This is a genomic window from Umezawaea sp. (assembly GCF_057122925.1).
The window spans coordinates 1-10,928 of the sequence record NZ_DBNGPQ010000190.1 but is presented as its reverse complement, the minus strand read 5'-3'; the positions used below and the strand labels follow the sequence as shown (position 1 = coordinate 10,928).

The window sequence follows — 10,928 nt, the reverse complement described above, 5'->3', positions numbered from 1 at the left end:
AGGCGCTCGTGGGGATGCCGTCCGGGCTGGGCCTGCGGTCGCCGACGACCTCGTCGACGTTCGTGATCTCCGCGCCGTCCGCGGCGGCGATGGTGTTGCCGGTGGCGGGACAGCCGGTCAGGCCGGTGTCGACGTACTGGCGGAACGACTTCTTCAAGCTCCACAGGAGGTGTCCGCGGACCAACCTCAGGGGATCTGGACAGGGTCGCGTTGCGCAACGACCTCACCCTGTCGGCCTCGAACGAGAGCGGGCTCGTGGAGGCGGGGGAGACCGTCACGGTCACCGGGACCGACGACTAGCTCTCGTCCTGCTGCTCCATCGCTCTGTGCCAGGTGCCCGACGACCACGAGTACGGCGTGAAGCCGTCGCCGTGCTCCGGCGGCGACGGCCAGGGCGGTGTCACGGCGTCCGCGTGGGTAACCGACTCCGGCGTGCCGGGCAACCTGTCCTCGCCGATCGCGGCCGACGGGAGATCCACGACCCGGATCCGCGTGTCGAAGGTGATGGCTCTGCTGGACTGAGCTGTCGTGACCTGCGCGATCGTGTCGCGTCGCGACCACCTGGCGTCGTCGGACCGCGCCTCGGACGCGTTCACCCCCGTGTCCTGGTGGTCGTAGCGGTGACCGCCTTCACCGGGCTCGCCCCCTCGAGTCCTCTGAGGACGGTGGACGGTGCGCGGCGGCACCGGTGCGCGGAGGCATACTGGGCGCATGGCGCATGGTGATCTCGGGCTGTTGCACGAACTGCGTGCCCTCTCCCTCATGCTGGAGGAGCGGAACGTGACGCGGGCCGCCGACCGGTTCCACCTGAGCCAGTCGTCGATGAGCCGGACGTTGCGGCGGCTGCGCGCGCTGTTCGGCGACGACCTGCTGGTCCGGTCGGGCGGCGAGTACGAGCTGACGCCCCGCGCGCGGGAGGTGCAGCACGAGCTGGCGCTGCTCCTGCCGCGGCTGGAGGGCCTCCTCGCGGGGCGGGGGTTCGACCCGTCCACGGCGACCGGGGTCGTGCGGATCATCGGTACCGACTACACCACCGCGACGCTGGGGCCGTACCTGCTGCCGCGGCTGTTCCTGGCCGCTCCCGACCTGGAGGTCTCCGTCCAGCCGAGGGACGACGACACGTTCGCGGACCTCGAACGAGGTCGGGCCGACATCGCGCTGTCCGTGCTGCGACCGGCCGCTCCGCTGCGCTGGGAGCAGGTGTTCACCGACGACGTGGTCTGCGCGGTGGACCACGAGCACCCCGTGCGGGACCGGTTCTCGCTGGCCGACTACACCGGGGCCCGCCACGTGGTCATCACCCTGGTCCAGCGGGAGCAGCCGATGATCGAGCGGTGGCTCCAGGAACTCGGGCACAGCCGGACGGCGGCGGTGCGGGTGGCGAGCTTCGGCTCGGCGTTCGCACCGCTGCCCGGAACACCCCTCGTGGCGACGCTCCCCCGGAGGCTGGCCGAGTCGCAGCTGGCGGCTCACCCGAGGGTGCGGCTGGTCGAGGCTCCGGAGGAGTTCGACGCCTTCCCCTACGGGATGGTGTGGCACGCGCGGCTGGAGTCCGACCCGATGCACTCCTGGCTGCGCGGCACGATCCGCGCTGCCGCCGCGGAGATGACCGGTGGGCTCACAACAGCTTCTCCATCGTGATCGGCAGGTCGTGGACGCGGATCCCGGTCGCGTTGAACACGGCGTTGCCGATCGCCGCCGCGGCCGAGACCAGCCCGATCTCGCCCAACCCCTTCGCGCCGAACTCGCTGATGTGGGGGTCGGGGCGGTCGAGCCAGTGCACGTCGATCGCCGGCGTGTCGGCGTGGACCGGCACGAGGTAGTCCGCCATGGTCGCCGCGGCGAACCTCCCGTCCGGCTCGATCGGGTCGGCCTCCATCAGGGCGTGCCCGACGCCCCAGATGATCGAGCCCGCGAGCTGGCTCCGGGTCGCCTTGGCGTTGACGACCCGTCCCACGTCGAACACCGACGTGAACCGGTCGACCCGCGGCTCACCGGTCAGCCGGTGGACCCGCACCTCGCAGAAGTGGGCGCCGAAGCAGTGGAACCGGTACGGGGACGCGGTGTCGGGCTCGGTGGTGGCGACCGCTTCGACCTGCGGCACGCCCGTGGTCCGGAGCAGGGTGTGGAAGTCGACCGACCGGCCGCGCGCCTCGACCCGGCCCTGCCGGTAGCGCACGGTCGAGGGGTCGAACCCGGCGAACGGGGACCGCGGCTCGTCCACGGCCGCGCGGACGAGCGCCTCGACCGCCGCCCGGCACGCCGCCCGCACCGCGGGCACCGTGCTCGTCGTGACGCTCGACCCGTACGCCCCGACACCGCCGGGTGGCAGGGCGGAGTCGCCGAGCTCCGCCTCGACGGTGCCGACCGGCACCCCCAGTTCGTCGGCGCCGACCACGGCCAGCACGGTGAGGGCGCCGGTGCCGAGGTCGGACGTGGCCGAGGAGACGGCGACGCGTCCGTCGTCGCGGAACCGCACCCGCGCCGACGCGGACTGGCGCCACGCCGGGTAGATCGCGCTCGCCGTGCCGAGGCCGATCAGCCAGTCGCCGTCGGTCCGGGACCGGGGGCGGGCCTGGCGCCGATCCCAGCCGAACCGCTCGGCCCCGACCCGGTAGCACTCGTCGAGGTGCTTGCTGGAGAAGCGGCGGCCCTCCACCGGGTCCTCGGTCGCGTAGTTGCGCAGTCGCAGCTCCACCGGGTCGACGCCGGTGAGCACGGCCAGCTCGTCCATCGCGGTTTCGAGGGCGAACGTGCCGGGCGCCTCGGCCGGTGCGCGCATCGACCAGGTCGGCGGGGTGTCCAACGTGACCAGTCGCTGGTCGATGCGGATGTTCGGCGTGCGGTAGGACACGGCCGACGTGTCGCGGCCGGGCATCATCTGCCAGCCGCCCGCCGCGGGCAGCTCGCCGTCGCTGTCGTGGCGCAGCGCGAGGAGCCTGCCGTCGGTGTCGGCGCCGAGCCGGATCGTCTGCCGGACCGCCCCCCGGTGGCCGATGGCGGTGAACACCTGTTCGCGGCTCAGCACCACCCGAACCGGGCGGCGGAGCGCGCGGGCGGCGGCGGCGCAGAGCAGCGCCTCGTTCCACACCGGTGAGCGCTGGCCGAACCCGCCGCCGGTGTAGCGGCAGATCACCCGTACCTTCGCGGGGTCGACGCCGAGGCGGGCGGCGATCGTCGCCGCGGCCCGCTGCGGCGCCTGCGCTCCGGAGTAGACGGTGAGCTGGTCGTCCACCCACACCGCGGTCGTGGCGTGGGGTTCCATCGCGATGTGGTGCTGGGCGTGCTGGGAGACCGACGTGGTGACGGTGACCGGGCTCGACGCCAGCACGGCGTCGATGGACGTGACGCCCGGCGCGAGCTTCTGCACGACGCCCTGCGGCACGCCGGGGCTCCCGTCGGCGAGCGAGGTCCGCGACGGTGTGACGGCGTAGTCGGCGGTGACCAGCGAGGCCGCGTCCCTGGCGCGTTCGGGCGTGTCGGCCACGACCAGGCCGATGACCTGGCCGCGGAACCGCACGGCGGTGTCCTGCAACGCGCTGTAGTTCTCGCCGCTCTGCTGGGGGCTCGGGGGGTTGAGGGGGAGCGGGCGGAACGGGGTGAAGACGGCGAGGACGCCCGGTGCGGTCTCGGCGCGGGACACGTCCATGCCGAGGACGGTTCCCCGGCCGACGGTCGCCTGGACGAGGTGCCCGTGCACCAGGCCCTCGGGGCGGTGGTCGGCGGCGTACCGCGCACCGCCGGTGACCTTCAGGGGTCCGTCGACGCGATCGGTCTCGCGGCCGATGGGGGAGGCGGTCATCGGGTCTGCTCCAGTTCCAGCAGGGCGCGGATCAGGGTGCGCTTCATCAGCTCGGGCTTGAAGGCGTTGTGCCGCAGCGGGCGGGCGCCGTCCACGGCGGTGGCGGCGGCCTCCGCGTAGGTCTCCTCGGAGGCCCGGCGTCCGACCAGTGCGTTCTCGACCGCCGTCAGCCGCCACGGCCGGGTGCCCATGCCGCCGACCGCGACCCGTGCTTCGAGGATGGTGTCGCCGTCGCGCCGGACGGCCACCGCCGCCGAGGACAGCGCGAACTCGAACGACCGCCGGTCGCGGACCTTCAGGTACGTCGAGTGCCGCGCCCAGTCGAGACGCGGGACGACGACGTCGGTGACGAGTTCGCCGGGCCGCAGGTCGTGTTCGAGGTGGGGGGTGGTGCCCGGCAGCAGGTAGAAGTCGCGCAGGTCGACGGTGCGCGCGCCGTCGCGACCCCGCAACCGGACCTTGGCGTCGAGCGCGACCAGCGCCACGGCGAGGTCGCTGGCGTGGGTGGCGACGCACGAGTCGCTGGTGCCCAGGACGGCGTGCATCCGGTTCTCGCCGCCGAGCGCCGGGCACCCGCTGCCCGGCTGCCGCTTGTTGCAGGGCGTGCTCACGTCCCGGAAGTAGCCGCACCTCGTGCGCTGCAGCAGGTTCCCGCCGATGCTGGCCATGTTCCGGAGCTGGCCGGACGCGCTCAGCTCCAGCGCCCGGCTCAGCACCGGGAAGCCGCGGCGGACGAGGGGATCGGCGGCGACGTCGCTCATCCGCGCCAGGGCCCCGATCCGCAGTCCGCCGCCCTTCGTGTCGACGCCGCGCAGCGGCAGGCGGTTGATGTCGAGGACCCGGTCGGGGGTCATGACGTCGAGCTTCATCAGGTCCACGAGCGTGGTCCCGCCCGCGAGGAAGGCGGTGCCGGAACCGCCGCGCCGCACGGCGTCGCCGACGGTGCCGGGGCGTTCGAACACGTACTCGCGCATCAGCGCTCCTCCGTCCGCGCCTGGCGGATCGCGGCCAGGATGCCGGGGTACGCGCTGCACCGGCAGATGTTGCCGGACATCTGCTCGCGGATCTCCTCGTCAGTGCGGGCGCGATCCTCCTCGATCACCGCCGCCGCCGACATGATCTGCCCGGAGGTGCAGAACCCGCACTGGAGGCCGTCGTGGTCGATGAACGCCCGCTGGAGCGGGTGCAGGCGGTCGCCGTCGGCCAGCCCCTCGATCGTGGTCACGGCGGCGCCGTCCAGCGTGGCCAGCAGGGTCAGGCAGGACACGACCCGCCGCCCGTCGACGTGCACGGTGCACGCGCCGCACTGGCCCCGGTCGCAGCCCTTCTTGGTGCCGGTCAGCGCCAGCCGCTCCCGCACGGCGTCCAGCAGCGTCTCGCGCGGATCGGCGGTCAGCGACGTGGCCGTCCCGTTGACCGTCACGCGCACGGCGACGTCGGTGGTCGCGGTCCGCGCCGCGGCGCTCCCTCCGCCCAGCGGGACCGCCGCGGCGGCGGCCGTGGTGCCGACGAGGCCGAGCAGGCCGCGTCTGGTGATGCCCTCGTGCTGCGTCATGCGGTTCAGCGTTCACGGCGGTCGAGGTCACCGCCAACGCGACTTGCGGATCACCCGTATGCGTCCGGCGCATGGCCCGAGCCCGGATCGCCGTGACCAGCGCGTGCGGGAGCGCAGGGACTGTCGGGCGCGCCGGGGTGCGCGGGCTGGCCGACGGGCTCAGGTGTCGTCGTGCGGGAGGTTCCGCATGCTCCAGTGCGACAGCGGTCGGAGGGCGGAGACCAGCTCCTCGGCGTCGGGCGTGAGGGTGTACAGGATCTGCACCGGCGTGGTGGGGACGACGGTGCGTTCGACGAGGCCGCGGGCCTGCAACTGCTTGAGGCGCAGCGTCAGCTGCGGGTCCGAGATGCCGGGGACCAGGGCGCGGTAGTCCTTGAACCGGCGGGCGCCGCGGGCGCCGGCGAGCAGGATCGGCCCGGTCCAGCGGACCCCGATGATGTCGAGCGCGCGCAGGATCCGGTGGCAGCTCTCCTCGTCGACGGGAGTGCCGGGCTTCTTGGTCACTTCTCCAGAGTAAGTAACTTTGGTTCTCTTTGCCAGCTCGTGCCGTCGAGCGGAATGCTCCTGCGTTGCACCGGGGAGAGCGCCACGCGGGCAGCCCCCGGCCCTGGGAAGGAGCAACCGCGATGACGACGGTTCTGGTGGCGGGCGCCACCGGCAGCCTCGGCAGGCAGGTCGTGGAGAAGCTGCTCGACCGGGGCGCCGACGTGCGCGCCCTGGTTCGACCGGCCTCCGTGGACGAACTGGCGGCGCACCCGAACCTGACGCCGTGCGTCGGCGACCTGGCGGACGGCGCGGACGCGCTGGCGCGGCACCTCGACGGCGTGGAGGTCGTGGTGTCAGCGGTGCAGGGCGGTCCGGAGGTGATCATCGACGGGCAGCGGGCACTGCTGCGCGCCGCGGAGGGGGCGGGAGTGCACCGGATGGTCCCGTCGGACTTCTCGATCAACCTCCACGGCTACGGCTACGGCGTGAACGTGCTGTCCGACCTGCGCCGCGTGTTCGCCGACGAGTTCGCCACGTCGAGCGTCGCGCGCACGTCGGTGGCGATCGGCGCGTTCCCGGAGTACTTCCTCGGAGCGGTCCACGAGGTGCTCGACCCGGCGGCGAGCACGTTCTCCCTGTGGGGCGAGGGCACGCGTCCGATCGACGTCACCACGATCCCCGACACCGCCGCGCACACCGCCGCCATCGCGCTCGACCCGAAGACCGCGGGCCGCGAGGTGCACGTGGTCGGCCAGCGGCTGTCGATGCTGGAGCTGCGCGACGAGGTCGAGGCGGCGTCCGGGCGGCGGTGGGAACTGGTGCGCAAGGGCACGCTGCGGGACCTGCGCGAGGAGGTCGCGCGCAGGCGGTTCACGGCGTCCACGATGTTCCAGTGCGTGGCGTTGCAGGCCCAGGTGGCCATGTTCGACGGAACGGGATCGCTGCGGGACGTGCGCAACGCGGACTACCCGGACGTCGTGCCGACCTCGGTGGCGGCGTACCTGGCGGACCGGGGCGCGGCGCACTTCACCCCGCCCGACACGACGTGGGGTCGGGACGAGTGGCCGACGGCGCTCTGAGACCACCGCTCGACGGAGGGCCGGACGCCTCAGCCGGTGCGCGGCTCGGGCGGACGCCGCAGGCGGCCAGGGACCGTCGCCGCGGTGACGGAGGAGTGGAGCGCCACCGCCGCGCGCGCGTCGACCGCGTCGAGGACGTGGAGCACGCGGCGGGACGCGACCACGCGGAGGTCCTCGGTCCTGGCGGCGGTGTCCAGCAGGAGGGTCACGCCCGCCGGGCCGATGAAGGTGACGCCGGACATGTCCAGCACCAGCGGTCGTGACCGGCCGATGGCCTCGTCGACGCACACCCTCACCTCGGGCAGCGACAGCGCGTCCAGCGTGCCGGAGACGGTGACCACCGCCCAGCCGCGGACCTCGTCCAGGTCCACGGTGCTGTCGATCACGGGTTCGCCGTTCACGTGCCCCACCTCTTCGACCGGGCTGCGTCGTGCGGGACGGGCGGCGGTCAGCCCGTGGGGTGGTCGCGCGGCTGGGGGCGGCTGTCGGTCCCCTGCCGCGCGTCGGGGGTGGTCAGGCCGCGAACCGCGTCGGACACCGTCGGGTAGAGCGACACGGCGGGGCGCATCCCGCAGGCGCCCATCGCGCGGGCCACCTGGGGCGAGGGGATCACCCGCACGTGGTCGACGTCGGTGACCAGGTCGGACAGCCAGTGCAGGCCCGCCGCGCCGAAGAACGTCACGCCGGTCAGGTCCAGCACGTGCGGTGTTCCGCTGCCGGCGGCGATGTCGATCGCGCTGCGGATCCTCGGCATGGAGTCGTAGTCCACCTCGCCGACGACGCTGGTGATCCCGAACCCGTGGGCGTGGTTCCGCGTCGCCACCACGAACAAGCACGGCCCGCCGTCCATGCGACGCCTCCCCGATCCGACTGCGCTACCTATCCAGTTTTGAGAACGTCAAACGTCTTTGTTAGGTTTTTCCCCCGATCGGATTATCGGCACCCAGGTGACGCGGGGGTCGTCGAGCGAGATTCCGCGGTGGTGCGGACGCGGGAGGGGTTCCGGCGGGCGATCTTCTCAGCCTGGACGCGGTGCGGGTCCCTCCCCGTGCGACAGCAGGGCCCACACGACCTTGCCGCCGCCCTCGACGCGCACGCCCCACGAGGCGGCCAGTTCGATCAAGACCTGGATTCCCCGGCCGCCCCAGTCGTCGGCGGACACGGCCATCTCCCGCGGGTGGTCGACATCCCCGTCCTCGACCTCGATCAGCACGCCGACCCCTGAGCTGGTCACCCGCAGCTCCCTGGGGCTGGAGGTGTGGCGGTAGGCGTTGCCGACCAGCTCACCGACGATCAGCAGCACGTCGACCAGCGTGTACGTGTCCACGTGCGCGGAGAGGGTGCCACGGGTCCAGCGCCGCACCTCGACCGACTCCGGCCTGGACGCCAGCGACATCCGCCGGGTCGGCGCGGTCACGCCGACGCCGTCGCGCAGCTCCGTCATGCCACCCCTCCGATCAACCCTTTGTACACCTCCGGTCAACGTGCCGAGGAGGGTCGGAAGACATCGGCGTCGGTCTCGCCGCGGGGCGTGGACCGGTGAGCACGTCCTCCACGGACGAGCCGTCGGCCGGGTGCTCGCCGCCCTCGTGGTCGTGACCGTGCCTGCCCAGCACCGCGGCGAGTTCGGCGACGTGCCCGCGGTGCTCGTCCACGTCGTTCTCCCGGGACACCGGGACCATCGCGGTCCGCGTCCCGAGCCCCCGCGTGCTGTTCGAGTCCGCCGCGCACCAGACCGGACCGCCACCGCGACCTTCGTGCGATCGCCTCACCGAGGCAGTCCGGACGGCGCGGGGCGGCACGGGCCGTGACCACGCGGATCGTCGCCGGGTGATGCCAGGGGCGGTGGTGCGGCGCTCCAGCGGGTCACCGCTTCGACGTGCCGTCCCGCACCGATCCTGATCCCGTCCCCTGGGCGTCGTCCGGGGACCGGACGAGGGGGATGAGCACGCCCACGCCCAGGGCGTCCACCTTCCGGCGCACCGCTGTCGAGGGCAGCACCCGCAGGTCGCGGCCGAGGTCGCGGCAGTGCTGGGCGAGCAGCAGCAGCGCGTGCGCGCCCTCCAGGGTGCACAACCCCACCGCGCGGGCGTCCAAGACCACGGTGTCGGCGCGCACGGCCGTCGCACGGGCGAGCGCGACGCCGGTCGTCCTGGCCTCGTCGAGTTCACCGGTGATCGTGACGGTCACCGTCGCGCGCACGGGGTCGACGGTCACGACCGCTGGTTCGGCGGCGGTGTCGGCGAGCGAGGTCATCCTGCGCTCCTGTCACCGGCGGAGGAGGGCGTCCAGTATGTCCCGGTCAGGCGTGACCGGGCGTTCGGTACACCTGGTCGGGTGACGCCGGGGTCCTACGAGGCGAGGGCTTCCGCGCGGGTGCGGTGCAGTTCCAGCAGCCGGTCCAGGCTCATCATCGCGAGCACCCTGGTGACCTGCCTGCTGGGCACGACCCGCAGCGCGGCACGGCGCGCGAGCAGGTCGCCACGGGCCTGGAGGAGCAGTTCGATCCCGCTGGAGCCGAAGTGCGTCACGGCGGAGAAGTCGAGCACCGCGGTGCCCGCGGCCGGGGTCCGCTGGATCAGGGCGGTGACCGCGTCGCGCAGTGGTGCGACGGTCATGGTGTCGAGCTCGCCCGCTACCGCGAGCACGTCCGGCGCGTGCGCCGTGGTGGTCAGGAGGTCGTGCTGTGGTTCGGGCTGCATAGGCCTCGTCTCGGTGGGGAACACTGGAACCGCGGCGATCTGGGAGCACGCCGCCCCGACCAGCACAGCACGGCACCGCCACCCGTGCCGATCACGGGTGGCGGCGAACCGTCCTCGGGAGTCGGTGCCCGACGCACACCGGGACCCGGCAGCCGGGTCCCGGTGTGGTGCGGGAGCGCGGCCGGAAGGCCAGGGGGTGTCGCTCCGCCGCGGTCGTGCCCCGAACGAGGGGAGGGTTCCAGGCCCGGTCCCCTCCCGTGGTGCCGCGGGTGGGTCGTGCCGCCGACGCTGTGGTGCGGAAGGGAGATCGGGTCGTGGGACCCGTGTTCCCGCGGTGGGTCAGGTGTCGTACTGGACGCGCAGACCGCCGTCGGCACCGTTGGTGGCGGTCACGAGGTCACGCCCGCCGTCGCCGCCGCTCCCGCCGAGGGCGGTGGCCCGTCCTCCCAGGCCGCTGCCGCTGTTGAGGCGGCCGTCCGGCCGGTGGGCGTTGGAGCCGTTGCCCCGCCCGGTCGAGTTGACGACGACGTTGGCGCTGGCCGCGGACATGAGGCTGCACGTGGTCGCGCCACCGCGTGCCCCACCCAGGGCGACGCTGCCGTCGAGGTCACCGGTGCCGATCAGGCCCGCCGCACCACCGGCGCCGCCGTGCTCGCCGCCGCCGCGACCGCCCGCACCTCCCTGGCCGGTGGCGCTACCGCCGCCCCCGCCCCCACCGCCCGGTGCGACCACGGAGACGGTTGCGCGCCCAGTGCCTTCCCCGGTCGTGCCGACGGTGGTGGCTCCTCCACCCCCGCCACCAGGAGCACCGCCCTCGTCCGCGGCGGCGGTTCCGCCCTCGCCGCCCGCACCGACCACGTAGGCGAGGACGAGCGGTTCGGTGTGCGGGGCCAGTCGCAGAGTGCAGGTCAGCGTGGCGCCCGCACCCCCGCCCGCTCCACCGGAGTCCACGCCCGCGCTGCCCCCTCCGCCACCGCCGCCTCCCCAGGCGGTCAGGGTGACGGCGGTGACCTCCGCCGGGATCTCGAACGTTCCGGCGCCGGGGGTGGACATGGTCGTGTCGAAGGGAATCGGCGCCGCGACGGCGGGAGTCGCGGTGGGCAGCAGCGCGGTGGCGACGGTGATCGTGGTCAGCACCGCGGCGCGAAGACCGGTGGGGGACGAGGAGCGGGTGCGCCGGTCGATCCGGGCGGTGGGCCGAGACGGTCGGGTGCGGGCGGGCATTGCCGGTACCTCCTGCGAGTGGGGTTCGTCGACGAACTCGTACGCGTGCCGGGGTGGGCGCAGCGCCGTGTCCCGGCAGC

At 73.6% G+C, this 10,928-nt stretch carries 13 protein-coding genes; 3 read left to right on the top strand and 10 right to left on the bottom strand.

Annotated elements, in window-relative coordinates; all coding sequences use genetic code 11:
* The first annotated feature begins 333 nt into the window (after positions 1–333).
* Positions 334–522, top strand: coding sequence for a hypothetical protein (locus AC156L_RS42450; RefSeq protein WP_330878672.1), 189 nt, complete (start codon positions 334–336; stop codon positions 520–522).
* 189 nt (positions 523–711) lie between these two features.
* The gene (locus tag AC156L_RS42445) at positions 712–1,641 is read left to right on the top strand and encodes a LysR family transcriptional regulator (RefSeq protein ID WP_330878673.1); all 930 of its coding nucleotides are present in this window, start codon (positions 712–714) and stop codon (positions 1,639–1,641) included.
* Here AC156L_RS42445 and AC156L_RS42440 read toward each other — a convergent pair.
* From AC156L_RS42440 to AC156L_RS42425, 4 genes are all read right to left on the bottom strand, one after another.
* Positions 1,619–3,802, bottom strand: coding sequence for a xanthine dehydrogenase family protein molybdopterin-binding subunit (locus AC156L_RS42440; protein WP_330878674.1), 2,184 nt, complete (start codon positions 3,800–3,802; stop codon positions 1,619–1,621). The genes AC156L_RS42445 and AC156L_RS42440 overlap by 23 nt on opposite strands.
* On the bottom strand, positions 3,799–4,776 hold the full coding sequence (locus AC156L_RS42435; protein ID WP_330878675.1) for an FAD binding domain-containing protein: 978 nt from the start codon (positions 4,774–4,776) through the stop codon (positions 3,799–3,801). The genes AC156L_RS42440 and AC156L_RS42435 overlap by 4 nt, the downstream gene beginning before the upstream one ends.
* A complete protein-coding gene (locus AC156L_RS42430; protein WP_414720016.1) occupies positions 4,776–5,357 on the bottom strand; it encodes a (2Fe-2S)-binding protein in 582 nt (193 codons plus the stop codon). The genes AC156L_RS42435 and AC156L_RS42430 overlap by 1 nt, the downstream gene beginning before the upstream one ends.
* A 159-nt stretch (positions 5,358–5,516) precedes the next feature.
* A complete protein-coding gene (locus AC156L_RS42425; protein WP_330878676.1) occupies positions 5,517–5,861 on the bottom strand; it encodes a winged helix-turn-helix transcriptional regulator in 345 nt (114 codons plus the stop codon).
* 122 nt (positions 5,862–5,983) lie between these two features.
* Between AC156L_RS42425 and AC156L_RS42420 the strand changes: the two genes are divergently transcribed.
* The gene (locus tag AC156L_RS42420) at positions 5,984–6,922 is read left to right on the top strand and encodes an NmrA family NAD(P)-binding protein (protein WP_330878677.1); all 939 of its coding nucleotides are present in this window, start codon (positions 5,984–5,986) and stop codon (positions 6,920–6,922) included.
* Positions 6,923–6,951: 29 nt separating this feature from the next.
* Here the strand turns inward: AC156L_RS42420 and AC156L_RS42415 are convergent, their stop codons facing one another.
* The 6 genes from AC156L_RS42415 to AC156L_RS42390 all read right to left on the bottom strand — a co-directional run.
* On the bottom strand, positions 6,952–7,323 hold the full coding sequence (locus tag AC156L_RS42415; protein ID WP_330878678.1) for an STAS domain-containing protein: 372 nt from the start codon (positions 7,321–7,323) through the stop codon (positions 6,952–6,954).
* Positions 7,324–7,370: 47 nt separating this feature from the next.
* Positions 7,371–7,772, bottom strand: a complete 402-nt coding sequence (locus tag AC156L_RS42410) for an STAS domain-containing protein (protein WP_330878679.1) — start codon at positions 7,770–7,772, stop codon at positions 7,371–7,373.
* Positions 7,773–7,940: 168 nt separating this feature from the next.
* Positions 7,941–8,366: an ATP-binding protein gene (locus AC156L_RS42405; RefSeq protein WP_330878680.1), complete on the bottom strand. Its 426-nt coding sequence runs from the start codon at positions 8,364–8,366 to the stop codon at positions 7,941–7,943.
* 422 nt (positions 8,367–8,788) lie between these two features.
* The gene (locus tag AC156L_RS42400) at positions 8,789–9,178 is read right to left on the bottom strand and encodes an STAS domain-containing protein (protein ID WP_330878681.1); all 390 of its coding nucleotides are present in this window, start codon (positions 9,176–9,178) and stop codon (positions 8,789–8,791) included.
* 95 nt (positions 9,179–9,273) lie between these two features.
* Positions 9,274–9,624, bottom strand: coding sequence for an STAS domain-containing protein (locus AC156L_RS42395; RefSeq protein ID WP_330878682.1), 351 nt, complete (start codon positions 9,622–9,624; stop codon positions 9,274–9,276).
* Positions 9,625–9,963: 339 nt separating this feature from the next.
* A partial coding sequence (locus AC156L_RS42390; protein WP_484407848.1) for a glycine-rich domain-containing protein occupies positions 9,964–10,928 on the bottom strand: 965 nt, incomplete at its 5' end.

Excerpts from the sequence above, each read along its gene's own strand:
- AC156L_RS42440 (WP_330878674.1), bottom strand. The coding sequence starts at position 3,802 with ATGACCGCCTCCCCCATCGGCCGCGAGACCGATCGCGTCGACGGACCC.
- AC156L_RS42410 (WP_330878679.1), bottom strand. The coding sequence starts at position 7,772 with ATGGACGGCGGGCCGTGCTTGTTCGTGGTGGCGACGCGGAACCACGCC.
- AC156L_RS42430 (WP_414720016.1), bottom strand. The coding sequence starts at position 5,357 with ATGACGCAGCACGAGGGCATCACCAGACGCGGCCTGCTCGGCCTCGTC.
- AC156L_RS42445 (WP_330878673.1), top strand. The coding sequence starts at position 712 with ATGGCGCATGGTGATCTCGGGCTGTTGCACGAACTGCGTGCCCTCTCC.
- AC156L_RS42435 (WP_330878675.1), bottom strand. The coding sequence starts at position 4,776 with ATGCGCGAGTACGTGTTCGAACGCCCCGGCACCGTCGGCGACGCCGTG.
- AC156L_RS42400 (WP_330878681.1), bottom strand. The coding sequence starts at position 9,178 with ATGACCTCGCTCGCCGACACCGCCGCCGAACCAGCGGTCGTGACCGTC.
- AC156L_RS42420 (WP_330878677.1), top strand. The coding sequence starts at position 5,984 with ATGACGACGGTTCTGGTGGCGGGCGCCACCGGCAGCCTCGGCAGGCAG.
- AC156L_RS42395 (WP_330878682.1), bottom strand. The coding sequence starts at position 9,624 with ATGCAGCCCGAACCACAGCACGACCTCCTGACCACCACGGCGCACGCG.
- AC156L_RS42405 (WP_330878680.1), bottom strand. The coding sequence starts at position 8,366 with ATGACGGAGCTGCGCGACGGCGTCGGCGTGACCGCGCCGACCCGGCGG.